At 56.0% G+C, this 25991-nt stretch carries 25 protein-coding genes, 2 tRNA genes and 1 other RNA gene; 19 read left to right on the top strand and 9 right to left on the bottom strand.

All coding sequences use genetic code 11. The features are described from left to right. Window positions 1–259 precede the first annotated feature (259 nt). Window positions 260–1006, bottom strand: a complete 747-nt coding sequence (locus tag BEI65_RS05580) for an SDR family oxidoreductase (RefSeq protein ID WP_099062484.1) — start codon at window positions 1004–1006, stop codon at window positions 260–262. A gap of 99 nt (window positions 1007–1105) precedes the next feature. On the opposite strand from BEI65_RS05580, the gene BEI65_RS05575 reads away from it, so the two are divergent. Continuing rightward, the gene (locus BEI65_RS05575) at window positions 1106–1483 is read left to right on the top strand and encodes a helix-turn-helix domain-containing protein (protein ID WP_099062483.1); all 378 of its coding nucleotides are present in this window, start codon (window positions 1106–1108) and stop codon (window positions 1481–1483) included. Here BEI65_RS05575 and BEI65_RS05570 read toward each other — a convergent pair. Next, on the bottom strand, window positions 1480–2385 hold the full coding sequence (locus BEI65_RS05570; RefSeq protein WP_099062482.1) for a transporter substrate-binding domain-containing protein: 906 nt from the start codon (window positions 2383–2385) through the stop codon (window positions 1480–1482). The genes BEI65_RS05575 and BEI65_RS05570 overlap by 4 nt on opposite strands. A gap of 254 nt (window positions 2386–2639) precedes the next feature. On the opposite strand from BEI65_RS05570, the gene hinT reads away from it, so the two are divergent. The 9 genes from hinT (at window position 2640) to BEI65_RS05525 (ending at window position 9831) form a co-directional block, all read left to right on the top strand. Beyond that, window positions 2640–2990, top strand: coding sequence for a purine nucleoside phosphoramidase (gene hinT, locus BEI65_RS05565; RefSeq protein WP_020826355.1), 351 nt, complete (start codon window positions 2640–2642; stop codon window positions 2988–2990). A gap of 12 nt (window positions 2991–3002) precedes the next feature. Next, window positions 3003–3392, top strand: coding sequence for a YcfL family protein (locus BEI65_RS05560; RefSeq protein ID WP_099062481.1), 390 nt, complete (start codon window positions 3003–3005; stop codon window positions 3390–3392). A gap of 27 nt (window positions 3393–3419) precedes the next feature. Then, on the top strand, window positions 3420–4004 hold the full coding sequence (gene lpoB / locus BEI65_RS05555; RefSeq protein ID WP_099062480.1) for a penicillin-binding protein activator LpoB: 585 nt from the start codon (window positions 3420–3422) through the stop codon (window positions 4002–4004). Continuing rightward, complete coding sequence (locus BEI65_RS05550) at window positions 3985–4854, top strand: phosphotransferase (protein WP_099062479.1); 870 nt, start codon at window positions 3985–3987, stop codon at window positions 4852–4854. Before lpoB ends, BEI65_RS05550 begins: the two co-directional genes overlap by 20 nt. A gap of 31 nt (window positions 4855–4885) precedes the next feature. Continuing rightward, entirely contained in the window at window positions 4886–5905 is a 1020-nt protein-coding gene (gene nagZ, locus BEI65_RS05545) for a beta-N-acetylhexosaminidase (protein ID WP_099062478.1), read from the top strand. A 72-nt stretch (window positions 5906–5977) separates the two neighbouring features. Further along, window positions 5978–6520, top strand: a complete 543-nt coding sequence (gene ycfP / locus BEI65_RS05540; protein WP_099062477.1) for an alpha/beta hydrolase YcfP — start codon at window positions 5978–5980, stop codon at window positions 6518–6520. A gap of 332 nt (window positions 6521–6852) precedes the next feature. After that, on the top strand, window positions 6853–8157 hold the full coding sequence (locus tag BEI65_RS05535) for an NAD(P)/FAD-dependent oxidoreductase (protein WP_099062476.1): 1305 nt from the start codon (window positions 6853–6855) through the stop codon (window positions 8155–8157). A gap of 360 nt (window positions 8158–8517) precedes the next feature. Continuing rightward, the gene (locus BEI65_RS05530; protein ID WP_170287969.1) at window positions 8518–9054 is read left to right on the top strand and encodes a glycine zipper 2TM domain-containing protein; all 537 of its coding nucleotides are present in this window, start codon (window positions 8518–8520) and stop codon (window positions 9052–9054) included. 291 nt (window positions 9055–9345) lie between these two features. Continuing rightward, window positions 9346–9831: an Rrf2 family transcriptional regulator gene (locus BEI65_RS05525; protein WP_099062475.1), complete on the top strand. Its 486-nt coding sequence runs from the start codon at window positions 9346–9348 to the stop codon at window positions 9829–9831. 73 nt (window positions 9832–9904) lie between these two features. Here the strand turns inward: BEI65_RS05525 and sdeB are convergent, their stop codons facing one another. Both sdeB and BEI65_RS05515 read right to left on the bottom strand, forming a co-directional pair. Then, window positions 9905–13051, bottom strand: coding sequence for a multidrug efflux RND transporter permease subunit SdeB (sdeB, locus tag BEI65_RS05520; RefSeq protein WP_099062474.1), 3147 nt, complete (start codon window positions 13049–13051; stop codon window positions 9905–9907). 23 nt (window positions 13052–13074) lie between these two features. Then, window positions 13075–14256, bottom strand: a complete 1182-nt coding sequence (locus BEI65_RS05515) for an efflux RND transporter periplasmic adaptor subunit (RefSeq protein ID WP_099062473.1) — start codon at window positions 14254–14256, stop codon at window positions 13075–13077. Between the two features lie 296 nt (window positions 14257–14552). Here BEI65_RS05515 and BEI65_RS05510 point away from each other — a divergent pair, with 296 nt between their 5' ends. Further along, window positions 14553–14909, top strand: coding sequence for a helix-turn-helix domain-containing protein (locus BEI65_RS05510; RefSeq protein WP_085116260.1), 357 nt, complete (start codon window positions 14553–14555; stop codon window positions 14907–14909). Window positions 14910–14988: 79 nt separating this feature from the next. On the opposite strand, the gene BEI65_RS05505 is transcribed toward BEI65_RS05510, so the two are convergent. From BEI65_RS05505 to BEI65_RS05495, 3 genes are all read right to left on the bottom strand, one after another. Further along, window positions 14989–15108: non-coding RNA, RtT sRNA (locus BEI65_RS05505), on the bottom strand. 46 nt (window positions 15109–15154) lie between these two features. Beyond that, window positions 15155–15244: transfer RNA gene (locus BEI65_RS05500), tRNA-Ser, on the bottom strand. 222 nt (window positions 15245–15466) lie between these two features. After that, window positions 15467–15556 (bottom strand) — tRNA-Ser (locus BEI65_RS05495). 411 nt (window positions 15557–15967) lie between these two features. Here BEI65_RS05495 and BEI65_RS05490 point away from each other — a divergent pair. From BEI65_RS05490 to BEI65_RS05465, 6 genes are all read left to right on the top strand, one after another. Continuing rightward, the gene (locus tag BEI65_RS05490) at window positions 15968–17467 is read left to right on the top strand and encodes a peptide MFS transporter (RefSeq protein WP_099062472.1); all 1500 of its coding nucleotides are present in this window, start codon (window positions 15968–15970) and stop codon (window positions 17465–17467) included. Between the two features lie 127 nt (window positions 17468–17594). Then, window positions 17595–18536: a glyoxylate/hydroxypyruvate reductase GhrA gene (gene ghrA / locus BEI65_RS05485; RefSeq protein ID WP_099062471.1), complete on the top strand. Its 942-nt coding sequence runs from the start codon at window positions 17595–17597 to the stop codon at window positions 18534–18536. Between the two features lie 86 nt (window positions 18537–18622). Then, a complete protein-coding gene (locus BEI65_RS05480; protein WP_085116263.1) occupies window positions 18623–19360 on the top strand; it encodes a phosphatase in 738 nt (245 codons plus the stop codon). Window positions 19361–19403: 43 nt separating this feature from the next. Beyond that, on the top strand, window positions 19404–19985 hold the full coding sequence (locus tag BEI65_RS05475; protein ID WP_099062470.1) for a molecular chaperone: 582 nt from the start codon (window positions 19404–19406) through the stop codon (window positions 19983–19985). A gap of 181 nt (window positions 19986–20166) precedes the next feature. Then, complete coding sequence (locus BEI65_RS05470; protein WP_099062469.1) at window positions 20167–20820, top strand: tellurite resistance TerB family protein; 654 nt, start codon at window positions 20167–20169, stop codon at window positions 20818–20820. 68 nt (window positions 20821–20888) lie between these two features. Next, entirely contained in the window at window positions 20889–22922 is a 2034-nt protein-coding gene (locus tag BEI65_RS05465; RefSeq protein ID WP_099062468.1) for a S9 family peptidase, read from the top strand. A gap of 34 nt (window positions 22923–22956) precedes the next feature. Here BEI65_RS05465 and exoX read toward each other — a convergent pair whose 3' ends face one another. Beyond that, a complete protein-coding gene (gene exoX, locus BEI65_RS05460; RefSeq protein WP_099062467.1) occupies window positions 22957–23625 on the bottom strand; it encodes an exodeoxyribonuclease X in 669 nt (222 codons plus the stop codon). A gap of 437 nt (window positions 23626–24062) precedes the next feature. On the opposite strand from exoX, the gene BEI65_RS05455 reads away from it, so the two are divergent. Both BEI65_RS05455 and pip read left to right on the top strand, forming a co-directional pair. Beyond that, complete coding sequence (locus BEI65_RS05455) at window positions 24063–24488, top strand: TraR/DksA C4-type zinc finger protein (RefSeq protein WP_099062466.1); 426 nt, start codon at window positions 24063–24065, stop codon at window positions 24486–24488. A gap of 172 nt (window positions 24489–24660) precedes the next feature. Continuing rightward, window positions 24661–25614, top strand: a complete 954-nt coding sequence (gene pip, locus BEI65_RS05450) for a prolyl aminopeptidase (RefSeq protein ID WP_099062465.1) — start codon at window positions 24661–24663, stop codon at window positions 25612–25614. Window positions 25615–25644: 30 nt separating this feature from the next. Here the strand turns inward: pip and BEI65_RS05445 are convergent, their stop codons facing one another. Then, window positions 25645–25875 carry a DNA polymerase III subunit theta gene (locus BEI65_RS05445; RefSeq protein ID WP_085116270.1) on the bottom strand — a complete coding sequence of 77 codons (231 nt, stop codon included), beginning with the start codon at window positions 25873–25875 and terminating at the stop codon, window positions 25645–25647. Between the last annotated feature and the right edge of the window lie 116 nt (window positions 25876–25991).

Here is a 25991-nt window from a genome sequence, read left to right as displayed (position 1 = left end):
TTAGGAAATGCATGGCGTTATCAGGAAAATATAACGAGGGGGAGGGATAGCTAGGGTCAGTCGGGTTCTGGCTGGCGATAAGGGATCCACAATGCACCCTGTTTGATCAGTGTAGGCAGTGGCACCAGCCAGAGTGGCCGCAGTAATGTAAGCGGAGCCCGCAATTGCTTACGGGGTATGTGAGTTTGTTGCAAATGAAATAATTAACACCATTAGTTTAATGTCTCGCGAGTAAGCCCCGGATATTTACCCTGTGCTATTACAAATTCCCCACACCGCCGTCGATCAACAATTCGCTGCCGACCATAAAGGCGGACTCGTCAGAGGCCAAAAACACCGCTGCCTTCGCCAATTCCAGCGCCGTGCCCATGCGGCCAATCGGCACCAGGGCGCGGATCTCGTCGCGTAGTGCCTGTTCATCGGCATCCTTCAGGCCGAGTTTACCCAGCGCCGGGGTTTCTGTCGGGCCGGGGCTGAGGCCGTTAACCCGGATACCGCGTGGATGCAACTCACCGGACAGTGTTCTGGCCAAAGACAACAAGCCGGCCTTACTGGCGGCGTAAACGTTGCTTAACGGCAGGCCAATATGTGCGCTGACCGAGCCACATAAAATAATCGACGCCGGATTAGCCAACTGTGGCAACAGTGACTGGATCAGAAAGAACGGCCCTTTGAGATTGATGTCCATCAGCCGCTGATAGCTTTGCTCATCCCACTCCTGCAACGGGTGGTGAGTGACGTCACCAGCGTTGATGTACAGTACATCGAGACGCGGCCAATGGCTGGCCAACTGCTGCGCCAAACTACGCTGCTGAGCAATATCCCCGGCATCGCTGCGCAACAGCAACACGTTGCCCAGCGCTTCACCCGCCGCATCGAGGCCGCTTTGGCTGCGACCGGTGATCGCCACGGTGGCGCCTTCGGCAATAAACTGGCGCGCCGTTTCCAGACCAATCCCACTGGTGCCGCCGGTGATCAACGCGTATTTACCTTTAAGTCGTGACATAACCCACCCCCGTTTGTTGTCGATGCAGCCATTATTTGCGCTATAGTATCTTTTGCATAGTAGGCACCCTTTGGATACTAAAGGACAAGGTGGGATGAAATGACCAACTCCGGGCTTTCGACAACGGAAAAAAATTTAGCGGCGTTGCCGGCAGCGGGCGAACCTTGTCCAATGGTGGGCTTTGTGAATCTGGTGGCGGGGAAATGGGCGATTCCGATCCTCTACCGACTGATACTGATCGACAGTCCGGTGCGATTCAGCGAGCTGCAACGCGCAGTGGCACCGATCGCCCAGAAAGAGCTAACGCGGCAACTGCGGCAGTTTGAGCAACGCGGTCTGGTCACGCGGCAGGTGTTCCCGGAGGTTCCCCCGCGTGTTGAATACCAGATTACACCGCTGGGCAAAACGTTGCGTCCGACGCTCGACTCGTTGGCGAATTGGATGCGTACACACGCACCGCAGTTGATTGCGGATTAGTCGCCAATGCCCGGCGGGTTGATGGTGGAACGTGGGACTTTTTCATCGTGTTCACCCCAACGGTCCAGCACCTGGGCATATTCGCCGCTGACGATCACCCCATTGATGGCGGCGTTGATGGCTGCAACCAGACCGTTATCTTTTTTGGTTGTCACCGCCACGTAGGCCACGTTTGGACCAATCCCAACCATTTTGGTTTTGCCGGTCAGCGCCGCCTTATAGGCACCGGTGGAGTGTGGGCCGAAGAATGCGTCGGTGCGTCCGGACTGAATGCTCAGGTTGGCGGCGGCGTCATCGGTGACATAAATCGGCTGCACCGGTGCCAGGCCGTTGGCGCGGTTCTGCTTATCCCAGCCAAGCAGGATGTTTTCCTGATTGGTCCCCGAGCCGACAATAATCCGCAGCCCGGCAATGTCCGCGGGCTGGTTGATTGAGGTGATTTTGCTGGTGGATTTCACATAAAAGCCCAGCGTATCCACGCGGTAGGTGGCGAAATCAAACTTGGTTTTGCGCAGCTTGGTCACGGCAATATTGAAAATGGCGGCATCGTACTTGCCCGAGCTGATCCCGAGTGGCCAGTCTTCCCAGGAGGTGGGTACCAGATTAAGCTCCAGCCCCAGGCTGTCCGCCACCAGTTGTGCAATATCCGGGTCGCTGCCAATCAGCGTTTTATTGTCTTCGGCAAACAGCGCCAGTGGCGGGGAATTTTCAGACGCCACCGCTACGGTTAGCTTGCCCGGTACGGCAAAAGGATAATTAGCCGGGATCAGTGCCACCGCGGCTGGATTCTTCGCCGCACGCAAATGTTGCTGATTGGCCTGCAGGTCAATAATACTTTTGGTTTCAGCTGCGACATGGCCGCACAGCAGCAGCGTGCACAACGCCAGGGTTTTGAATCGCATGTTGTTCTCTATCCGTTGTTAATCATAGGGTTACTATTGGCGGTGGCAACAGGCAAGTAAAGCAACAATAGTGAATAACCAAAGTGAAAAAAATCAGATGATTGCCGCCGGGCAACTCTGACAACGGCGCGATGACCCTGACCGGTTGTCTGATTCTGCATCACTCAACACGGAAAGTGCGCAATCAGGTTGAAAGCAGTAGAATTTGTCACTCATACTGCGTACAGCTTATTTTCCTCTACAAGGAACGCCAGATGGCCGAAGAAACGATTTTCAGTAAAATTATCCGCCGCGAAATCCCTGCTGATGTGGTCTACCAGGACGAACTGGTCACCGCTTTCCGTGATATCTCACCTCAGGCTCCGACCCATATTCTGATCGTCCCCAATGTGTTGATCCCCACCATCAATGATGTCACCGTCGAGCATGAAGCTGCACTCGGCCGCATGATCACCGCTGCGGCGAAAATTGCCGAGCAGGAAGGCATCGCCGAAGACGGTTACCGCCTGATTGTTAACTGCAATCGCCATGCTGGCCAGGAGGTCTATCATATTCATATGCATTTGGTCGGTGGCCGTTCGTTGGGGCCGCTGCTGTCCCGCTAACCGAGGAAAATCATGCGCTCTAGCAAAACCCTGCGTTGTCTGATGGCGCTGACGTTACCCGCCGTCATACTGATGGGCTGCAGTAGCCCGCGCGGCATTGCGGTCAACGATCGACAGACGGTAGTGATGGACTCGCCGGTGCTGACCGCGGGCATTCTGGCCGACAATCCGTCGATTTCGAATGCCTCCGGGCGCGTGATGGCGACTTCGGAACTCAGCAACAGTCAACCCACGCCGGTAACGGTGCACTATCGTTTTTACTGGTATGACGATCAGGGGCTGGATATTCGGCCTTTTGAAGCGCCACGTAGTATCACTATTGCGCCAAATTCAGACGCTACCATTTATTCGCTCAATGGTAACCTCGATGCCAAACGCGTGCGTCTGTATCTATTCTTGTAAACTCTTGGTTCAGTGAGAGAGGGATTAATGAAAAAGTATCTATTTGTAGCGCTGGCCGCGTTGGTGTTAACCGGCTGTCTGTCGCGTCCGCCGGAGCCGGAACAACCGCAACCGCCGGTGACCGTTGAGCCGGTGAAGCCACCGGTCGAAGAGCCACAACCGCCGGTCACCGAACCAGTACCGCAGCCGCCAAAAATTCAGCAACTCGACTGGTTGAGCAGTGTACAGCCGCTGGTGAACCAGATGCTGAAAGCCGATGGCGTCAATCCGGGCAGCGTACTGCTGCTGGACAGCGTGAAAAACAACACCAACGGCGCACTGCAAACTTCGAAAGCGACATCCGCACTGCACAAAGCGTTGGCATCGAATCAGACCTTCTCCATCGTACCGGAAGCGCAGTTGGCAAGCGCCAAACAGACGCTGGGCCTGTCGGTGGATGACAGCCTGGGGTCACGCAGCAAGGCGATTGGCCTGGCGCGGATCGTCAGCGCACAGTACGTGCTGTACAGCGACGTCAGCGGCGACGTGAAGTCACCTACGCTGGATATGCAACTGATGCTGGTACAAAGCGGTGAAATTGTCTGGTCAGGCAATGGCGCCGTTACACACTGAAGCCGCCCTGCGAAGACTGATTGAGAACCAACTGCCGGCGGTGAAAACCGCCGGTTGTCGTTTCAGCCCGGTGCAGGGCCTGACCGGTGAAAGCTGGCGCATTGAAGGCGAGGGTGTACAACTCTTGGCCCGCCAACAAAGCGCAGAGAAAAGCGCGTTGGGCGTCAGTCGTCGACGTGAAGCGCGGATGCTGTGCCGTGCGGGCAAGGGGATTGGTCCGCAGGTTTTAGCGCAGAATAATCAGTGGATTATCTTGCAGTGGCTCAATGGTGACGTTGTCACAGAGGCTAGCTTCGCTCAACTGAATGAGTGCGGAGATTTAGCGGAGTTAATGGCGGGCTTGCATCGGCAGCCGCTGAGTGGCTACTCCCTGAACCTGCAGCGGCAATTTGCACACTATTGGCCGCAGTTGGATCCACAGCGCCTGACGCCCGCCTGGTTGCGGCTGCATCAACACTTCCTGCATCGCCGCCCGCCAACGCCGCTGAAACGGGCACCGCTGCATATGGATATTCACCCTGGCAATCTGATCGCCGATGGCGATCGCCTGCGTTTGATTGATTGGGAGTACGCGGCCGACGGAGATATCGCGCTGGACATCGCCGCGCTGTTTCGCGGCAACGCCTGGACGCCCGCCGACCAACAGCGTTATTTGCAGCATTATGTCCGCACTGGCTACTCAGATTTACCCTTGCTGCGCGCACAGGTACAGCGCTGGCTGCCATGGGTAGATTATCTGATGTTGCTATGGTTTGAAGTACGCTGGCAACAAACCGGCGATCCTGAATTTTTGCGCTGGGGCGCAGTGTTGCACCGGCGTTTTTGTTTAATATCCCCATGTTCTGAATGAATAATGAAGTGAGGTGGCCGTGGGCCCAGTAATGTTAGATGTCGCCAGCTATGAGCTGGACGCAGAAGAACGTGAGATCCTGAAACACCCGCTGGTGGGCGGTCTGATCCTGTTCACCCGTAATTTCCACGATGCACAGCAGTTGCGTGAACTGGTGCGTCAGATCCGCGAAGCTTCGCACCATCGGTTGGTGGTGGCAGTGGATCAGGAAGGCGGCCGCGTGCAGCGTTTCCGCGAAGGTTTCACCCGTTTGCCGGCGGCGCAGTCATTTGCCGCATTAAACGAAGCGCATGATGGCGGGCGTCTGGCACAGGAAGCCGGCTGGTTGATGGCGGCGGAAATGATCGCTCAGGATATCGACATCAGCTTCGCGCCGGTGTTGGATATTGGCCACGTCAGCGCGGCGATTGGCGAACGCTCGTTCCACAGCGATCCGCAGCAGGCGTTGGCGATGGCCGAGCGTTTCATTCTGGGCATGCACAGCGCCGGGATGAAAACTACCGGCAAGCATTTCCCGGGACACGGTGCCGTCAGTGCGGATTCGCATAAAGAAACCCCACGCGATCCGCGTCCGCTGGCGGAGATCCGCGAACATGATATGACGATCTTCCGTGAGTTGATTAATCGTCAGCTGCTGGACGCCGTGATGCCGGCGCATGTCATCTATACTGAAGCAGACCCACGTCCCGCCAGTGGCTCGCCTTACTGGCTAAAACAGATCCTGCGCCAGGAGTTAGGGTTTGACGGCGTTATCTTCTCGGACGATCTGTCGATGGAAGGGGCGGCGATTATGGGCAGTTATGCCGAACGCGGCCAGGCTGCATTGGATGCCGGTTGTGACATGATCCTGGTGTGTAATAACCGTGCAGGGGCGGTCAGCGTGCTGGATAACCTGTCCCCGGTCAAAGCAGACCGGGTGAAGCAGTTATATCATCGCGGTCAGTTCACCCGTCAGGAGCTGCGTGATTCTGCGCGCTGGCAGCAGGCGCATAAAGAGCTGAATGCGCTCAGCGAGCGCTGGGAAGAGCACAAACAGCGTAATGCGGGGTGAACCCAGGGCGTCGTAATGCGGCGTAAACGATGAGGGCTGCGGCGCGGCCCTCAGCTTGTTGCGAGGATCCATATGATTATCTATTTACATGGCTTTGATTCCACCAGCCCCGGCAATCATGAAAAGGTATTACAGCTACAGTTTATCGATCCAGACGTGCGCTTTATCAGTTACAGCACCTTGCATCCACGCCATGACATGCAGCATTTGTTGAAAGAAGTGGACAAGGCGGTTCAGCAGGGAGGAGATCCACACCCGCTGATTTGCGGAGTGGGCTTGGGCGGCTTTTGGGCCGAACGTATCGGCTTTCTGTGCGGCATCCGGCAGGTGATCTTCAACCCCAATCTGTCCCCTGAACAACATATGCAAGGCAAAATCGATCGGCCGGAAGAGTACCGCGATATCGCCACCAAGTGTGTGGAAGATTTCCGTGAGAAAAACCGCGATCGCTGCCTGGCGGTGCTTTCCCGCCACGACGAGGTGCTGGACAGTCAACTCAGTGCCGACCTGCTGCACAAGTACTATGAAATTGTCTGGGATGAGCAGCAGACCCACAAGTTCAAAAACCTCTCACCGCACCTGCAACGCATCAAAGCCTTCAAGACCCTGGCTTAACAGTTTCATAACGCCCGAGAGTGCCGCAATGATTGCTTTGAACAGGCAAAATTTGCGGCATTTCTTTGCCAAAAAGCGGTTTTTTTCCCGTTGGGCGACAAAATCCAAAACTGTGACACAGCGCTAACTATTTGAATCACAATCCTCAAAATTCCCCTTCGTCCAGGCTTTAACCAAAAAAGTTTGATGTACATCAATTTTGGTATGACCAAATAACCCCACATGCTATTCTGGCTTTAGATAGCAGGTTTATTTTACGCGAACCCTATGTATTCTAAGGATATTATTTGTTTACCCTTAGGCAACAATTGGTTCACATTTAGGGGGTTATTTTGACAACGCCAAAGAAAAAAATCGTCATTGTGGGCGGTGGCGCCGGTGGTCTGGAACTGGCAACCAGCCTGGGCCATAAACTCGGTCGCAAGCACAAGGCAGACATCACGCTGGTGGATCGTAATCACAGCCATCTGTGGAAACCTTTACTGCATGAAGTAGCAACCGGTTCCCTGGATGACGGTGTCGACGCGCTGAGCTACCTGGCGCACGCGCGTAATCACTCTTTCAGCTTCCAACTGGGTTCGCTGACCAACATTAACCGTGAAGCACAAACTCTGCATTTGGCGCAAATCTGCGACGAGCAGGGCGGCGAACTGGTGCCGGAGCGTGAGCTGTCTTACGACATCCTGGTAATGGCGCTGGGCAGTACTTCGAACGATTTCGGTACCGCTGGCGTAAAAGATCACTGCATCTTCCTGGATAACCCACACCAGGCGCGTCGTTTCCACAACGAAATGCTGAACCTGTTCCTCAAGTTCTCGGCACAGCCGGGGCAAAAAGAGCGGGTGAACATTGCTATCGTCGGCGGTGGTGCCACTGGTGTGGAACTGTCCGCAGAGCTGCATAATGCGGTGAAGCAACTGCACAGCTATGGTTTTGAAGGCCTGGATAACAGCGCGCTGAACGTGACTCTGGTCGAGGCGGGTGAACGTATTCTGCCTGCGTTGCCGCCGCGTATTTCCGCCGCTGCACATCAGGAACTGAATAAACTGGGTGTGCGCGTGCTGACCAACACCATGGTGACCAGCGCGGATGCCAAGGGTCTGAACACCAAGGGCGGCGAATTTATCGATGCCGATCTGATGGTGTGGGCCGCCGGTATCAAGGCGCCGGACTTTATGAAAGACATCGCCGGGCTGGAAACCAACCGCATTAATCAGCTGGTGGTAGAACCCACGTTGCAGACCACGCGCGATCCGAACATTTTTGCCATTGGTGACTGTGCCTCTTGTCCGAAAGAAGGCGGTGGTTTTGTTCCACCGCGCGCCCAGTCGGCGCACCAGATGGCGTCACGCTGCTTTACCAACATTCTGGCGTTGATGAACGGTCAGACGCTGAAGCCGTACGTATATAAAGACCACGGCTCGCTGGTATCTCTGTCCCGTTTCAGCACCGTTGGCAGCCTGATGGGCAACCTGATGCGTGGCTCGATGATGGTAGAAGGGCGCATTGCGCGCTTTGTCTACATCTCGCTGTACCGTATGCATCAGGTGGCTTTACACGGCTATATCAAAACCGGCCTGATGATGCTGGTCGGCGGCATCAACCGGGTGATCCGCCCGCGTTTGAAAATGCACTAACAGCCTCCGATCTAGCCCCACCCACGCCGGTTCGCCCGCGTGGGTTTTTTTATGCCCGCACCCGTGCGATAGGGTAGCGATGGGCTGATTGTTCAGCACAATGTCCCGTGGCTATGGGTAAAAGTCTTAAGATTCTTCCTAAACACTGGGGGTAAGCGTGATTTCCGGCATCTTTGGTCACATTGTCTTATTGCGAGGATCTGGAACATTGTGCAGACTTTATCTTGTTTACAGACGGCGCGTCGCGCACGCCGTAAACCGGAATACCACGTGCCGCCAATGCGCAAAATAATAAGCGCGGTGCAATGTCGGTAAAGTCCCCGGTACAAATGCGTGGTAACACTTTCAGGAGGATTTCCTGTGAACAAGTCAATGTTAGCCGGTGTGGGTATTGGTATTGCAGCAGCTCTGGGTATTGCTGCGGTGGCCAGTCTTGATGTTTTTTCTTCCGGTCCGCAATACGCGCAGGTTCTTGCTGCAACGCCGATTAAAGAAACCATCAAAACCCCGCGTCAGGAATGCCGAAATGTGACCGTCACTCACCGTGCGCCAGTTCAGGATGAGAATCGCATTGCCGGTTCGGTTCTGGGGGCAGTCGCCGGTGGCGTTATTGGCCATCAGTTCGGTGGTGGTCGTGGCCGTGATGTAGCGACGGTGGTCGGTGCCCTTGGCGGTGGTTATGCCGGTAACCAGGTGCAGGGTGCGATGCAGAATAACGACAGCACCACCAGCACGCAGCAGCGTTGCAAAACGGTCTACGACAAGTCACAGAAAATGCTGGGTTACGATGTGACCTACAAGATTGGCACTCAGCAGGGCAAGATCCGTATGGATCACGATCCAGGCACTCAGATCCCGCTGGATAAAAGCGGCCAACTGGTGCTGAACAAAGCTTAATCAACAGATAAGAATTAAACCCGCGGGCAGTGTTAGTTCTGATCGTTTAACGCAGTTAAGCGAGCGGCATTAATATTGACGCGGGTTTCTGCATTCTATAAGCCAGTGATTTTCCCCGCAGGCCAGTATTGACGCGATTTTCGAACTAATGTATCCGTGCGATTTATCCGGGCATACCTTCAATAGTGCAACAGTGTTTGTTATATTATTGTGCAGTTGAGTGGGTGTGATGGCGTAATGCCGCACCGACCAAACCCGAGTATTTGGTCTCCTGGAGACAGAGATAATAATATGTTAGATTTTCGCTTTCCGACTGCGATGCAAATGGTACTTAGCGTGGCCGTGGCTGAGAAGCTGGGTGTGCGTTCGACCAGCGCGGTACTTGCCGCCGGTCTGGAAGCCAACCCCAGTTTTATTCGCAAGCTGATGGTGCCCTTGACCAAAAATGGCATCATTGTCTCGACCCTGGGCCGTAACGGCTCGATTCATCTGGGTCGCCCGGCGGAACAGATCACCCTGCGGGATATCTATTTGTCGGTGATTGACGATAAACGTATCTGGGCTGCCCGACCTGAAGGGCCGGCGCGTTGCTTGGTCAGCGCCAACGCCTGCTGGTATTTCAAGTCGGTGGTAAATGAGGCGGAAGAAGCATCGCTGGACGTTCTGGCACGCCACACGGTAGCCGATGCCCTGGCCGAGCTGGAGCGGGGCGATAAACGTGCCTGCGCAGAATATACCGCCCTTGCGGCCAAAGACGCAGAGACGGCAGAAAAATAAGTGGCGCTAAACGCCAAGACGAAAAAAAGCCCGGTTTTTTAAACCGGGCTTTTTTATGGCGGTGGCAGGCGAATTACTCTGCTGCGGGTTGTCGCGTTTTACGTGTCACCATACGGCGCAGGGTGACGTAGAACACCGGGGTGAGGAACAGCCCGAACAGCGTAACCCCGAGCATGCCGGAAAACACCGTGATGCCAGTGACACCACGGACTTCGGCACCTGCGCCGTGCCCCAGGATCAGTGGGATAGTCCCGGCGATAAAGGCGATGGAGGTCATCACGATTGGCCGCAGTCGCAGGCGACAGGCTTCCAGTGCCGCTTCCATGATGCTTTTGCCCTGTAGCTCCAGTTCACGAGCGAACTCGACGATCAAAATGGCATTTTTACAGGCCAGCCCCATCAATACCACCAGCCCCACCTGTACGAACACATTGTTGTCACCGCCGGTCAGCCAGACGCCGAACAGGGCTGACAGCATGGTCATCGGCACGATCAGGATCACCGCCAATGGCAGCGTCCAGCTTTCGTACAGCGCGGCCAGCGCCAGGAAGGCCAACAGCACCGCTACCGGGAACACAATAATCGCCGCATTACCCTGGGTCGACTGTTGGTAGCTCAGATCGGTCCACTGAATGTTCATGCCGTTCGGCAACAGCTTGTTGGCCATCACCGTCAGTTCGCTCATCGCCTGTGACGATGACAGCACTCGCGGATCGGCATCACCAATCAGATCCGCCGCCGGGAAACCGTTGTAGCGGATCACCGGGTCCGGGCCATAAGTGGTGCTGATACTGACCATGCTGCCAATCGGCACCATTTCCCCCTTATCGTTACGGGTGCGCAGGTTGGCGATATCCTCCACGCTGTCACGGAACTGGCCGTCAGCCTGCGCCATTACCTTCCAGGTGCGGCCATAGCGGTTGAAGTCATTGATATAAGACGAACCGAGATAGGTTTGTAACGTACTGAACAGGGCATTGAGCGGTACCCCTTGTGCCTTGGCCTTGTCGCGGTCAATTTTCGCGTCCAGCTGCGGCACGTTAGCCTGATAAGACGAGATCGGGAAACCCATGCCCGGCGTTTGCATGATCGCGCCCGACATGGTGTTGATTGCGGTTTGCAGCGCACCATACCCCAGACCGGCGCGGTCCTGAATATACAGCGAGTAACCCGAACCCTGACCAATACCGAGGATCGGCGGTGGCATAATCGAGAAGGCGAATCCTTCCTGGATCTGCGAAATCTTGGCGTTGATCTCGGCATTGATCTGCGCCGCGCTACGGGTACGGGTGCTTAATGATTCAAGCGCAAAGAACACGGTACCGGTGTTGGGCGTATTGGTAAACTGCAGCGCATTCAACCCGGGGAAGGATACAGCATCCGTCACCCCGTCGACGCTCAGGCCGATGGCACTCATCTTGCGGATCACCGCATCGGTGCGTTCCAGTGACGCGCCTTCCGGCATTTTCACCCCGCCAATCAGGTAAAGCTTGTCCTGAGTCGGGATAAATCCGCCGGGCACGGTTTTAAACATCACCCCGGCGGCGCACAGCAACAGCACATACACCACGAATACCGCGCCGCGTTTGCCCAGCGCCCGAGAAACCCCACGCTGATAACGCTGTGAGCTGCTGGCAAAGAAGCGGTTAAACGGACGGAACAGCCAGCCGAACAGCCGGTCGATCAGACGCGATGGCATATCTTTCGGCGCGCCATGTGGCTTCAACAGCAACGCCGCCAACGCCGGTGACAGGGTCAACGAGTTGATAGCGGAGATCACGGTTGAAATGGCGATAGTCACGGCAAACTGTTTATAGAACTGGCCGGTCACGCCGGACAGGAAGGCCATGGGCACGAACACCGCACACAGCACGACGGCGATGGCGATAATCGGGCCGGATACTTCGCGCATTGCCTGATGTGCTGCCGCCAGCGGTGACAGACCCTCTTCGATATTACGCTCGACGTTCTCCACCACCACGATGGCATCATCGACCACGATACCGATGGCCAGCACCAGCCCAAACAGGCTCAGCGTATTGAGCGAAAAGCCCAACAAATAGAGCGCCGCAAAGGTACCGACGATCGAGATTGGCACCGCCAGCAGTGGAATGATCGACGCACGCCAGGTTTGCAGAAACAGAATCACCACCAGAACGACCAGCAGCACCGCTTCGAGCAGGGTATCGACTACCGAACTGATCGAGTCGCGCACAAACACCGTCGGGTCGTACGGCGATTGCCAGCTCATGCCGTCCGGGAAACGGGTCGACAACTCGGCCATTTTGGCCCGCACCGCATTGGACAGCTCAATGGCATTGGCGCCTGGGGCCTGGAAGATACCGATCCCTACCGCATCCTTATTATTGAGCTGGGCACGCAGCGCGTAGCTGCCGGAGCCCATTTCAATGCGTGCCACGTCGCGCAGACGCACGACCTCGCCGTTGTCACCGCTTTTGAGAATGATATTACCGAACTCTTCCTCGGTCTGCAGACGGCCTTGCGCATTGATCGACAGCAAATAATCGCTGCGGGTCGGCATCGGTTCTGCACCCAGTTGCCCGGCGGAAACCTGCACGTTTTGCTCTTGCATGGCGGAGACCACATCAGAGGCCGTCAGCCCGCGTGAGGCGACCTTGTTCGGATCCAGCCAGATGCGCATCGCGTACTCACCGGCACCGAAAATCTGTACCTGGCCGATGCCCGGCAGGCGGGCCAGCTCATCCTTGACCTTCAGGGTGGCGTAGTTACGCAGGTAGAGTGAATCGTATTTGCCGGAAGGGGAGACCAGATGCACCACCAGCGTCAGGGCCGGGGACTGCTTCTGGGTGGTCACCCCTTGTCGCCGCACATCTTCCGGCAGGCGCGCTTCGGCCTGCGCCACGCGGTTTTGCACCTGTACCTGCGCCTGATCCGGATCGGTCCCTGGGCGGAAGGTCACGGTGGTCACCAGTACGCCGTCAGAACCGGCTACCGACTTCATGTACATCATGTTTTCGACGCCGTTGATCGCTTCCTCCAGCGGCGTTGCCACGGTTTCGGCGATCTCTTTCGGGTTAGCGCCCGGGTATTGGGCACGTACCTGCACACTGGGCGGCACCACGTCCGGGTATTCGCTGATCGGCAGCAGCGGGATGGCGATAACACCGCCGACAAAAATCAGGATCGACAACACCGCGGCAAATATCGGTCGGTCGATGAAAAAACGGGAAAAGTCCATGGATCAGGATCCTCTGCTGGGGCTTAGTTAAGCGCGGAGGCGGTGTTCGCCACGGTTTTGGCATTGACCGGCATGCCCGGCATAAACACTTTTTGCATACCGTCGACGATCACCCGGTCGCCTGCAGCCAGACCTTTTTGCACAATACGTAACCCGTCGGCCACCCGGCCCACTTCGATATCGCGTCGCTGCGCCTTGCCGTCTTTATCGACGATATAAACAAATTTGCGGTCCTGATCGGTCAAGACCGATTTATCGTTGATCAGCATGGCGTTAAACACGGCGCTGCCGGGCATTTGCACCCGTGCAAACAGTCCAGGGGTAAAGCGACGCTCAGCGTTTTCCAGCAGGGCGCGCATGCGGATGGTGCCGGTACCGGCATTCAGCTGGTTGTCGGTGAAATCAACGGTGCCCTGATGCGGATAGCCGTCTTCGCCGACCAGCCCGACCTTCACCGGCAGTTTTGCCGTGCGTCGGCCATCATTCTGATAACGCAAGAAAGTGGCTTCATCGACGTCGAAATAGACATAGACCTTGTCGAGCGACACCAGAGTGGTGAGCACACTGGCGCTGTCGCCGGTGGTGACCAGGTTCCCGGCGGTGATCATTGCCCGGCTGGCGCGTCCGTCAATCGGCGCAATCACCCGGGTAAAGTCGAGGTTCAGCTGCGCCAGATCGAACTGGGCCTGAGCCGCCAATACGTTGCTTTGTGCCTGCGCGGCGGAAGAGCGGCGCTGTTCCCATACCTCGGTTGAAATCGCCTGGCTGCCGATCAGTTTTTCGGTGCGACCGGATTCGCTGCGGGCCAGTGCTGCCTGATTGCGTGCCCGTACCAGTTCGGCCTGTGCCTGTTCACGAGCGGCGCGATAGGTACGATCGTCGATAGTGAACAGCACCTGGCCTTTCTTCACTTCATCGCCCTCGGTGTAATTCACTTTATCGATATAACCGGAGACCCGTGGCCGTAGCTGGACGCTTTGCACCGCCTCGATGCGACCGTTGAAAGCATCCCATTGGCTGATGGGTTTTATCACCACGTCGGCGGTGCTGACGGCCGGTGGAGGCGGCGCGGCATTTTGCGCGACGCTGTTGTCACACCCGGCCAGCAGCACCGTCAGCAGCGCGGCGGCTGAGAGGCGCAGGTTGAAACCGATACCGCTTGGGCGGCGGTGTGAATGGAACAATGAGTCAGGCTGGCTTGGCATTATTTTTATTTCCAGTAGTGAGCACGATCAGGCGATATACCCGGCCCTGTTATCCGGGTAACTTCTCCGGCCTGTGACCGGCGGCAGAGCGGTTGCACCCGTCATTGGCACAACGGTTAGGTTTTGAAACATATTGTTGTCACATTAATGTATCAATATCGGTTACATTAATTGGCTGGATTATAGAAGTGCCTATCCGTTAAATGCAATAATAAAAATTGCATTTAATGCGAAACTGCTGCAACGTAATGACATCGGGCAGCAGATCTCTCTGCCAATGTCATGGGAGCGTCAGCATGAACAGCACGGGTTTTATTACTGATTTGATTGAGTGGATTGACAATAATCTGGAAGAGAAGCTGGATATCAACACCGTGGCGGGGCGAGCGGGATATTCCAAATGGCACCTGCAACGGATGTTCAAACGCCAGACCGGCTTCGCGCTGGGGGAATATATCCGCATGCAGAAGCTGAGAGTTTCGGCAGAACGGCTGGCCAACAGCGGTGAACCGATCGTCAGCGTGGCAATCTCACTCGGCTTTGACTCGCAGCAGTCCTTCAATCGCAGTTTTAAACGCCATTACGGTCAGACTCCGGGTGACTGGCGCCGCGCCGTGATGCAACCCTCTATGGCGGCTAACCGCACGCATTGAGGCGGATTGTTGCGACTAGTCTTGGTATGACATGCAAAAAAAAAGTCTGGAGGTTAATCCAGACTTTCTCTTTAAAATATGGCGGTGAGGGAGGGCTTGATTCGCTGCGCTCACCCTGCGGGCCGCCTTTGGCGGTCCAAAACGCATGCGTTTTGTCAAACCCTGTCGAGGGTTCTCACCCTCCCAGTCGGTATGACATGCAAAAAAAAAGTCTGGAGGTTAATCCAGACTTTCTCTTTAAAATATGGCGGTGAGGGAGGGGTTCGAACCCTCGATACACTTACGCGTATACACACTTTCCAGGCGTGCTCCTTCAGCCACTCAGACACCTCACCGTATTTTGTTGTTGCGTACTCACTGGTGCAACGGGGCGCTACTATAGGGAGAGAGGGCGATCCGGTCAAGCAGAATTTCTGCGTTTCGGCGCGTCCGCTTAAGCCGTGTTCGCTTTGCTGAAAACTGCGGCGAACAGCATGGATGGGGACTTTGTATCGCAATTCCCTGGGCTGCAGACAACAAAAAAGCCTGAACTTGCGTTCAGGCTTTCTCGTGGAATATGGCGGTGAGAGAGGGGTTCGAACCCTCGATACACTTACGCGTATACACACTTTCCAGGCGTGCTCCTTCAGCCACTCAGACACCTCACCGTTTTACTTCATCGCTAACGCATTGCGCTGTCGACGGGCGCTAATGTAGGAGAATCTGATCCCAGCGTCAACCCTCTTGTGACATAACCATGACTGTTTAGCTAAACTTCCAGCAATTTGCTGATTTCCCGAGCGATCGGCCGCCGTCTCGGATGAATCGATGGGGAGACATGGCGTAAAATTATATAGCTGACTAATATTTGAACGCTCCAGTAGGTGTTAGCTCAATATATCAGCAATGATGATGTTAGTAGTGCTTTTATATGCATTAATACTGGATTATTAGTCATATGTGTCGCTAAATGGAAGGGTGCTGGCGCGGGGTTTTGGCAAGGATTATCACACCGCCGCGCAGGTTGCCGGGCATTGCTCCGGTGATAAAGCAGACAGGGATTGATCTATCAAATAATAATGCAGCAGAGGTTCACTTTGACTTTATCGGATCCTACGGCAGGGCCGCAGCGGCATGCCATTCCCCCGGGGGCCGGGGCACTGTTCTTTATCCAAATCTTCGCCACGTTGGGTTTTGCCGTGCTGTACTCCACATTGGTGCTTTACGCCACCAAGCGTCTGGGGTTCAGCGAGAGTAATGCCAATGCCATGATGGGCGTCTTCGGCGCGTTCAATTACGGTCTGCATATGTTCGGGGGTTATCTGGGAGGGCGTTTCCTCAGTAACCGCAATCTGTTCGTGTTGGGCATGGTGTTGCAGGTGATCGGCTGCGCGTTGATCGCCGTCGCGGGCGTCTGGGGGCTCTACTGGGGCCTGGCGATGTTCCTGACCGGCAGTGGACTGAATGTCACCTGCATTAATATGATGCTCACCCAGCGTTTCAAGCCGGATGACGATCGGCGCGAGTCGGCCTTTTTGTGGAACTATGCCGGGATGAACCTGGGGTTCTTTGTCGGCTTTACCGTGGCCGGCTATTATCAACTGACCGAAAACTACCGCGCACTGTTCCTGTTCGCTACCCTGGGTAACGCGGCGGCGATCATCGTCGCCGTAAGCCGTTGGCGCATCCTGGCCGATCTCAACACGCCGCTGCACGACGCCAACCGTTCACAGTACCGCTGGCGCATGCTGGTCGGGTTGGCGGTACTGGTCGCGCTGGTGCCCATCATCCGCGTGATGCTGACCCATGCGGAGTTCAGCGGACACTTCGTGATTGGCCTCGGCGTGCTGATTTTCCTGATGCTGTGCGTGGTCACATTACGCCATCATCCGCGTGATGAACGTCGCCGGATGACCGCTTATCTGATCCTGGCATTGGGGTCGCTGGTGTTTTGGGCGCTGTACCAGTTGGCTCCAATGGGGCTGATGCTGTTCTCCGAGCACAATATCGATCTGAACGTTTATGGCATTCAGGTGGCACCGCAGTGGATCCAGAACATCAATACGCTGGTGATCGTGGTCGGTGGACCGCTGATGGCCTGGTGGTTTAACCGCCTGCGAGCGCGCGGCTGCAAGATCGACATTCCGATGCAGTTCTCCGGTTCGCTGTTTTGCATTGGGCTGGGCATGCTGGTGTTGCCGTTGGGCATCAGCCTGGCGGGCGGTGACGGGCTGGTGGCATTTAAATGGATTGTCATTAGTTACGTATTGCAGAGCATCGGTGAACTGATGATTTCCCCGATCGGCTACGCGATGATAGGCAAACTGGTACCACCGCGCTATCAGGGAATAATGATGGGCTGCTGGATGATGGTCACTGGCGTCGCTTCGGTATTGGCGGGCTATGTCTCCGGCCTGATGCCGGAAAACAGCGGCAGCACCCCGGTGCTAACCAACCCCGGTTACAGCGAAGTGTTCAGTGCGCTGGGCTGGGGAGCCGCAGGCGTCGGCGTGGTGATGTTGATACTGATCCCACTGCTGCGCCGGCTAATCCGGCACGACACGCCTGTCGCCGCCTGAGATCCCGCAGTATAAAAACAGCCCCACTGGTCGGGGCTGTTTTCATTTTGGGCTTTAACACTTGCATCTGTCGGCGAATCGCGGAAGTCTGGATGGAAATGCATAAAAACAGACGGGAGTCGCGCAGATGGACATCATTTTTTACCACCCTTTCTTTAATGCCGGGGAGTGGCTGTCAGGTTTATCGCAGCGCCTGCCGCAGGCGAAGGTTCGTGCCTGGCAACCGGGCGATGACCGTCCGGCGGATTATGCACTGGTGTGGCGACCGCCACACGAGATGCTGGCTAACCGCGGACAGCTAAAAGGGGTGTTTGCCCTGGGGGCCGGCGTCGACGCTATTCTCGATCAAGAGCGTCAGTACCCCGGTACCCTGCCGACAGGCGTTCCGCTGCTGCGCCTTGAGGATACCGGCATGGCGCAACAGATGCAGGAATATGCCCTGAGCTACGTGCTGCGCTATTTCCGTCGTTTTGACGAGTATCAACTGCTGCAACAGCAGCAGGAATGGCGACCGCTCGATCCCCATCAGCAGGATAATTTCACCATTGGCATCCTTGGGGCCGGGGTGTTGGGCAAAAGCGTGGCGCTGAAGCTGACGGCATTGGGTTTTAACGTACGTTGCTGGAGCCGCAGCCCGAAACAAATTGACGGCGTGCAGAGCTTTGCCGGAGACGGGCAGCGTGCCGCGTTTCTCGATGGCGTGCAACTGCTGATCAACCTGTTGCCCAACACGCCGGAAACCGCCGGGATCCTCAATCAACAACTATTCGCGCATCTGGCGCCGGGCGCTTACCTGATCAATCTGGCCCGAGGTGCACACCTGGTTGAAGACGATTTACTGCAGGCGCTGGAGCAGGGGCAGCTTGCCGCCGCCACGCTGGACGTGTTCGTCACCGAACCGCTGCCGCAGGCGCATCCATTCTGGCGTCATCCGCGTGTCACCATTACCCCGCATATTGCTGCCATCACCTTGCCGGAAGCGGCGATGGATCAGATAGCGGCGAACATCCTCGCGCTTGAAGCAGGACAAACGCCGGCCGGGGTGGTGGATGTGCAGCTCGGTTACTGATCTTCCGGTGATGCACCTGCTAAGCTAAATAAATAAGAAACCGCGCCTGCCGCCATACTTTGGCAGGCCGCCCAGAAGGAGAAGCAATGTACCCCGTTGATTTACATATGCACACCGTCGCCAGCACCCACGCCTACAGCACGCTGCATGATTACATCGTCGAAGCCCGGCAAAAGGGCATCAAACTGTTCGCCATCACCGACCACGGCCCGGACATGGCCGATGCACCGCATTATTGGCACTTTATGAACATGCACGTGTGGCCGCGTCTGGTGGACGGCGTGGGCATTCTGCGTGGCATCGAGGCCAACATCAAAAATCGGCAGGGCGATATCGACTGCACCGGTCCGATGCTGGATAAAATCGACGTGATTATCGCCGGTTTCCACGAGCCGGTGTTTGCGCCACAGGACAAAGCCGCCAATACCGAAGCGATGATTGCTGCAATGGCACAGGGGGATGTACACATTATCAGCCACCCCGGTAACCCAAGATACCCGATTGATATTGCCGCGGTTGCCGCGGCGGCGGCCAGGTATGAAGTGGCGCTGGAGTTGAACAATTCGTCGTTCACCCATTCGCGCAAGGGCAGTGAAGACAACTGCCGGGCGATTGCGGCTGCGGTGCGTGATGCCGGCGGCTGGCTGGCACTGGGCTCGGATTCACATATTGCCTTCTCACTCGGCGGCTTTGAACACTGCGAGCGCATTATTGCCGAAGTGGCATTCCCGCAGGAACGCATCCTTAACGTTAGCCCACGGCGCCTGCTGGACTTTCTCGAACGGCGTGGCAAGCCGGCGATTGCGGAACTGGCCGATTTGTGACATCGTCCCGGCAAATTTTTTCCGTATTGTATAAGGCATTATCATGAATGAGTTTTCCATTGTTTGCCGCGTGCTGGGTACGCTGTTTTACCGTCAGCCGCAAGATCCATTACTGGTGCCGTTGTTCACGCTGATCAAAGAAGGCAAGCTGCAACAACACTGGCCGCTGGAGCAGGACGAACTGTTGGTGCGGCTGCAGCAGGGTTGTGATGTCAACCAGCTTTCCAGCGATTTCAACGCGATGTTTGTCGGCAGTGAGTGCAGCGTGTCACCGTTCCGTTCTGCCTATGTTGAAGGCGCGACGGAAGCGGAAGTGCGTACTTTCCTGCAGCAGCGTGGCATGCCACTCAGCGATGCGCCGGCCGATCACTTCGGTTCTTTGCTGTTGGCCGCTTCCTGGCTGGAAGATCAGGCGCAGGAAGACGAAGCGCAGGCGCAAATCACCCTGTTTGACGAGTATCTGCTGCCCTGGTGCGGCCGTTTCCTCGGCAAAGTGGAAGCTCACGCCACCACCGGCTTTTACCGTACGTTGTCGCTGCTGGCTCGCGAGTCTATCCAGGCGATGCGTGACGAACTGGCGGAGTACGAACAAGACCAATCGGGTGAAGAGGGTGAACAGCCTTAATGCCCTGCTGGCCGGCTTGCGCTTAACCGCGGAGCCGGCCAATTCCTTACCGATTTCCCCGCTACACAGGTTTTCATCCCCCATACGTAAATTGACAAATAATCCCCTAATCTGACGGTTCCCCGGCGGTTTGGCTTTTAGTGTGCCTACACGCCTCGTTTCCTTAGGCAAAGGGTAAAGTATGAAAAATAACTGGATGCAGCAGATCCAATCAATGATTGGGCAAAAGGCCGGTGCAATCGGCGGGTCGGAAGGCATCGGCAAACTGCTGGCCCCGACCGCACTGGGTGGCCTGGTAGGCGTCTTGCTGGCGAATAAGTCTTCGCGCAAGCTGGTGGGCAAATTTGGCAAGAATGCGTTGATTATCGGCGGCAGCGCGGCGGTGGGCGCGGTGTTGTGGAATAAGTACAAGCAACGGGTGAAAGAAACCCATCAGAATGAACCGCAGTTCGGTCTGCAAACCACGCCGGTGGATTTGCGCGCCAAACGGCTGGTGCAGGCGCTGGTGTTCGCCGCCAAGAGCGATGGCCACATTGATGCGGAAGAAAAACTCGCTATCGACCACAGCCTGGAGCAACTGCAGGTGGGAGAGGAAGCGCAAAAATGGGTACAGGAAGCCATTGAGCAGCCGCTGAACCCGGATCTGCTGGCCCAGAGCGTGAAGAATGAAGACGAAGCGCTTGAAGTTTATTACCTGAGCTGCATGGTGATCGACGTCGATCACTTTATGGAGCGCGGCTATCTCGACGCACTGGCGCAGTCGTTGAAGATCCCGGCGGACGTTAAGCAGGGCATAGAAAACGACGTGAACGAGAAAAAACGCGAGCTGGCCTAGCGCCGCTTGGCAAGCCGGGGGGAATCGTGTCACTCTTGCCTTAATCAAGGTAAGCGGATGATTTAGCAATGATGACACCCCCTAAGGCAGAAAAACGTCCTTATCCCATCACGATCCATGGCGACACGCGTGTAGATGACTATTATTGGCTGCGCGACGACGAGCGCGCAGACCCCCAGGTGCTGGACTATCTGCAGGCGGAAAACGCCTTTACCGATGCAGCATTGAAGCCGCAGCAGGCATTGCGCGAAGCCCTGTACGAAGAGATGGTAGCGCGCATTCCTCAGCAGGAGCATTCGGTGCCTTATGTCCGGCACGGCTACCGCTATCAGACGCGCTTCGAACCGGGTAATGAATACGCGATTTACGTCCGTCAGCCCCAGGCCGAGAGCGAGCATTGGGATACTCTGATCGACGGCAATCAGCGTGCCGAGCAGCGTGAGTTTTATACTCTGGGCGGGCTGGAAGTCAGCCCAGACAACCAAAAGCTGGCGGTTGCGGAAGATTTCCTTTCCCGCCGCCAATACGACATTCGCTTCAAAAACCTCAGCGACGATAGTTGGGCCGATGAAGTGCTGGAAAACACCTCCGGCAGCTTTGAATGGGCCAACGACTCGGCTACCGTGTATTACGTACGCAAACACGCCAAAACGCTGTTGCCTTATCAGGTCTACCGCCACGTGGTGGGTACCGATCCGCAGCTCGATGAGCTGATCTACGAAGAGCAGGACGACACTTTCTACGTCGGGCTGGAAAAGACCACTTCCGATCGTTTTATTCTGATCCACCTGAGCAGCACCACTACCTCGGAAATCCTGCTGCTGGACGCCGATCGCGCCGATAGCACACCGCAGATGTTTGTGCCGCGCCGTAAGGATCATGAGTACGGTATCGATCACTATCACCAACATTTCTATATCCGCTCCAACAAGGACGGCAAGAACTTCGGCCTGTATCAAAGCGAGCAGGCGGATGAAGCGCAGTGGCAGACGCTGATTGCCCCGCGCATCGAAGTGATGCTGGAGGGCTTTAGCCTGTTCCGCGATTGGCTGGTGGTGGAAGAGCGCAGCGAAGGCCTGACCCAACTGCGACAGATCCACTGGCAGAGTGGCGAAGTGAAGCGCATTGCCTTCGACGATCCGACCTACACCACCTGGCTGGCGTACAATCCGGAGCCGGAAACCGAGCTGCTGCGCTATGGCTACTCATCGATGACTACGCCGACCACGCTGTATGAGCTAAATCTCGACAGCGACGAACGCGTGATGCTCAAGCAGCAGGAAGTGAAAAACTTCACCCCGGAAAATTACCGCAGCGAGCGGGTATGGGTGAAGGCGCGTGATGGTGTTGAGGTCCCGGTTTCGCTGGTCTACCGCCACGATAGCTTCGCGCGCGGCACTAACCCGCTGATGGTGTACGGCTACGGCTCTTACGGCAGCAGCATGGATCCGGCCTTCAGCGCCAGCCGCTTAAGCCTGTTGGATCGCGGTTTTGTGTTTGTGCTGGCACATATTCGCGGCGGCGGTGAGCTGGGGCAACTGTGGTACGAAGACGGCAAACTGTTTAAAAAGCAAAATACCTTCAACGATTTCATCGATGTGACCGAAGCGTTAATCGCCCAGGGCTACGGTGATGCCGAACGAGTGTTCGCCATGGGCGGCAGCGCCGGTGGCTTGCTGATGGGGGCTGTGATTAATCAGGCGCCTGAGTTGTTCAACGGCATTGTGGCGCAGGTGCCGTTTGTCGACGTGGTCACCACCATGCTCGACGAGTCTATTCCGCTGACCACCGGGGAATACGACGAATGGGGCAACCCGAACCAGCAGGCCTATTACGACTACATTTTGCAATACAGCCCGTACGATCAGGTCAAGGCGCAGGATTATCCGCATATGCTGGTCACCACCGGCCTGCATGACTCTCAGGTGCAGTATTGGGAACCCGCCAAGTGGGTGGCCAAGCTGCGTGAGCTGAAGACCGACGATCGTCAACTGCTGCTGTATACCGATATGGATTCCGGCCACGGCGGCAAGTCCGGGCGTTTCAAAGCCTATGAGGACATTGCGCTGGAGTATGCCTTTATTCTGGCGCTGGCGGAGTAACCTTCAGGCGGGCGGCTGGCGCTGCCCGCTTTTTTCAACCGATCAAATAGTATTTCAGCGTGTGCTTCATGTCCGGGCTGAGGTCCTCGATGGATTTCAGCATCCAGCGTAAATAGCCTGGGTCTTCCTGCGCGACGCGATCAATTTCCTGCCCACGATACTTGCCGAACTTAAACTTCTTCAGCAGCACCGGCTGGTCGGTGATTTGCGCCATCTGTTCCGGCGTCCAGCCTGAATCCTTGATGATGCGTTGCAACAGCGCAGCGGTCACGTAGCAGTCATATAACGCCCGGTGTGGATACAGCGTGGTGTCCTGTGGCAGTTGCACATCGAGATTCAGCGCATAGCGCAGGTATTGGTTGCCGTATTTGATGTCCGGGTACAGGTTACGCGCCAGTTTCATGGTGCATATCCAGGCACCGCGCATTTCCGGCAGCACACCGCGATCGAAAGCCGCATTGTGCGCAACATAATAGGGACTGCCCTGATAGCGGCCGATCGCCACCGCGATGCGCGGTTTCCCTTCAACCATCTGCTCGGTGATGTGGTGAATGGCCATGGCCTCAATGCCAATGGGGCGGTCGGGGCTGACCAGGTCGCTCATCGGGTTGGTGATTTTTCCGTCGATCAGATCAACAGAAGCCACTTCTACCACGCCGCCTTCCAGTCCGCAGGTTTCAGTGTCTATTACGCGTAAATTCATGGTTTCCTCAGAGTGGCTGCACAGGTTTAGCTTAACCGGCAGCCGTGCTCCTGCCAACCGCTGAAAGGGACCAAGGTATTGCAGGCAACAAAAAACCCGCCTTGGCGGGTTTAATTACGGTTAGAAGTTCGCTTACTCGCCGGTCGACTGGCCTTTCTTCGCGCGTTTGCCTGCACGTTTTTCTGCAGGGGTTTTCAACGGCTTCTTCTTCGCATTTTTTTTGCTATCCATTCCCTTACTCATGATGGCCTCTCAGTTACCTATGGTTGGGTGGGTTGCTCAGCCATTAACCCCCTTACGCCTGTCGGATGCAAGCATGAAAGCCGGTGGTTTTGTTAATCGCTTGTTTATAGACAGAATTTTGTTTTCGTATGAATGGCTGCTTAAATATTATGATATGTTATAATATAACAATTAAATGATAACCGGAGAGCACAATGAAGGTTGTGACCTTATTAAACCAACAGCAGCTCCTGGCCATGCCGGAGTCTGAATACATGAACCCGGCTCAGCAGGCGTTTTTCCGCCAGCGCTTGCTTGATGAGCAACAGAAACTGTTGCAGCACATTGAGGCGCTGAAGCGGGATATCGACGGCGGCGAAGTGTCCGGTGATGAAGCGGACAAAGCGGCCCGCGAAGAGGACCTGCGATTGCTGTTCCGTCAGTTGGATCGTGAAAGCCGGTTGCTGCCGAAAATCAGCGCGGCCTTGACCCGATTATATAACGGCGAATACGGCTATTGCCGGGAAAGCGGGGAACCTATCGGCCTGGCGCGTCTGTTGCTGCGGCCGACGGCGGAGCTAAGCATTGAAGCGAAAACTGCCCAGGAAATGCGCGAACCGCATCTGCGTAAACGGGGCTAAGATCACGGCTGGCCACCCATAACCAGCCGGCATTTTGCTGGCTGGTCGTATTCATTTTAAGCAAACGCACCCTAACTTGTTGGGGAGTGTAGGAGTTTTCAGGATTTACCGTTGACCAAATGGGCCGCTTCGGCTTTGATGAGGGTATGACCCACAGAGAGACGGAAGCGCCATGGAACAATTACGAGGTTTGTACCCGCCGTTAGCAGCATATGACAGCGGTTGGCTGGACACTGGAGATGGCCACCGGATCTACTGGGAGCTGAGCGGCAACCCGAACGGTAAGCCGGCGGTCTTCATTCACGGCGGGCCAGGCGGCGGTATTTCCCCTTATCACCGCCAACTGTTCGATCCGCAGCGCTATAAGGTGTTGCTGTTTGATCAGCGCGGCTGTGGTCGCTCCAAACCGCACGCCAGCCTGGACAACAATACCACCTGGCATCTGGTACAGGATATTGAACGGCTACGCGAAATGGCCGGTGTCGACCAATGGCTGGTGTTTGGTGGTTCCTGGGGCTCGACGTTAGCGTTGGCCTATGCGCAAACCCATCCGCAGCACGTCAGCGAAATGGTGCTGCGTGGCATCTTCACACTGCGTAAGCAGGAGTTGCATTGGTACTATCAGGACGGCGCTTCACGCTTCTTCCCGGAGAAATGGGAGCGCGTATTGTCGATTCTGTCAGATGAAGAGCGAAAGGACGTGATTGCGTCTTATCGCCAGCGCCTGACTTCAACGGATCTGCAGGTGCAGCTTGAAGCGGCGAAGCTGTGGAGCGTGTGGGAAGGGGAGACGGTTACCTTGCTGCCAAGCAGCGAGTCGGCTTCTTTTGGTGAGGATGACTTTGCGCTAGCTTTCGCCCGCATCGAAAACCACTACTTCACCCATCTGGGCTTCCTGGACAGCGATGACCAGTTACTGCGCAATGTCCCATTGATCCGCCATATTCCTGCTGTGATTATCCATGGCCGTTACGATATGGCTTGCCAGGTGCAAAACGCCTGGGATCTGGCGAAGGCCTGGCCGGAGGCAGAGCTGCATATTGTCGAGGGAGCAGGGCACTCCTTTGACGAACCGGGGATCCTGCATCAGTTGATGCTGGCCACCGACAGGTTTGCTGCCAAATGACACTGAGCCCGCCATGACGGCGGGCTTTTTTTATTTGGACTTCGGCTCGTACGGCAGACGCGAATACTTGTGCGATTCGGCACGGTAATGCGCCACGCGTTCGCGGAAATAATCACGCAGGTGCGCCGGTTGTTCGCGCTCAACCATTTCTGGGATCACCGGCATGTTGTAGCGTTCTTTAAACGCCACGCCGGAAGCCGCGAGATCAACGTTCACTTTGTCCATCTCTTCTTTGGAAAGCTCTGCCAGATTGTAACCCACTGTATTCTCCTTACTGTTACCGCATTGGATCAGCGCAGAAGGTAATGCACCCGGCGGCACTTGGCAAGCCTGAAGCGCAAAGGGGGCTGCGCATCAGTAATAACCCACTGTGGGTG

Source organism: Serratia sp. BW106, from assembly GCF_002607755.1.
Taxonomy (GTDB): Bacteria; Pseudomonadota; Gammaproteobacteria; order Enterobacterales; family Enterobacteriaceae; genus Serratia; species Serratia proteamaculans.
The sequence above is the reverse complement of the archived record's forward strand: the minus strand, read 5'-3'. Positions and strand labels throughout refer to the sequence as shown.

Coding starts and splice junctions, on each gene's coding strand:
- BEI65_RS05580 (WP_099062484.1), bottom strand. CDS start 1,006: ATGTCACGACTTAAAGGTAAATACGCGTTGATCACCGGCGGCACCAGT.
- BEI65_RS05575 (WP_099062483.1), top strand. CDS start 1,106: ATGACCAACTCCGGGCTTTCGACAACGGAAAAAAATTTAGCGGCGTTG.
- BEI65_RS05570 (WP_099062482.1), bottom strand. CDS start 2,385: ATGCGATTCAAAACCCTGGCGTTGTGCACGCTGCTGCTGTGCGGCCAT.
- hinT (WP_020826355.1), top strand. CDS start 2,640: ATGGCCGAAGAAACGATTTTCAGTAAAATTATCCGCCGCGAAATCCCT.
- BEI65_RS05560 (WP_099062481.1), top strand. CDS start 3,003: ATGCGCTCTAGCAAAACCCTGCGTTGTCTGATGGCGCTGACGTTACCC.
- lpoB (WP_099062480.1), top strand. CDS start 3,420: ATGAAAAAGTATCTATTTGTAGCGCTGGCCGCGTTGGTGTTAACCGGC.
- BEI65_RS05550 (WP_099062479.1), top strand. CDS start 3,985: ATGGCGCCGTTACACACTGAAGCCGCCCTGCGAAGACTGATTGAGAAC.
- nagZ (WP_099062478.1), top strand. CDS start 4,886: ATGTTAGATGTCGCCAGCTATGAGCTGGACGCAGAAGAACGTGAGATC.
- ycfP (WP_099062477.1), top strand. CDS start 5,978: ATGATTATCTATTTACATGGCTTTGATTCCACCAGCCCCGGCAATCAT.
- BEI65_RS05525 (WP_099062475.1), top strand. CDS start 9,346: ATGTTAGATTTTCGCTTTCCGACTGCGATGCAAATGGTACTTAGCGTG.
- sdeB (WP_099062474.1), bottom strand. CDS start 13,051: ATGGACTTTTCCCGTTTTTTCATCGACCGACCGATATTTGCCGCGGTG.
- BEI65_RS05515 (WP_099062473.1), bottom strand. CDS start 14,256: ATGCCAAGCCAGCCTGACTCATTGTTCCATTCACACCGCCGCCCAAGC.
- BEI65_RS05510 (WP_085116260.1), top strand. CDS start 14,553: ATGAACAGCACGGGTTTTATTACTGATTTGATTGAGTGGATTGACAAT.
- BEI65_RS05490 (WP_099062472.1), top strand. CDS start 15,968: ATGCAGCAGAGGTTCACTTTGACTTTATCGGATCCTACGGCAGGGCCG.
- ghrA (WP_099062471.1), top strand. CDS start 17,595: ATGGACATCATTTTTTACCACCCTTTCTTTAATGCCGGGGAGTGGCTG.
- BEI65_RS05480 (WP_085116263.1), top strand. CDS start 18,623: ATGTACCCCGTTGATTTACATATGCACACCGTCGCCAGCACCCACGCC.
- BEI65_RS05475 (WP_099062470.1), top strand. CDS start 19,404: ATGAATGAGTTTTCCATTGTTTGCCGCGTGCTGGGTACGCTGTTTTAC.
- BEI65_RS05470 (WP_099062469.1), top strand. CDS start 20,167: ATGAAAAATAACTGGATGCAGCAGATCCAATCAATGATTGGGCAAAAG.
- BEI65_RS05465 (WP_099062468.1), top strand. CDS start 20,889: ATGATGACACCCCCTAAGGCAGAAAAACGTCCTTATCCCATCACGATC.
- exoX (WP_099062467.1), bottom strand. CDS start 23,625: ATGAATTTACGCGTAATAGACACTGAAACCTGCGGACTGGAAGGCGGC.
- BEI65_RS05455 (WP_099062466.1), top strand. CDS start 24,063: ATGAAGGTTGTGACCTTATTAAACCAACAGCAGCTCCTGGCCATGCCG.
- pip (WP_099062465.1), top strand. CDS start 24,661: ATGGAACAATTACGAGGTTTGTACCCGCCGTTAGCAGCATATGACAGC.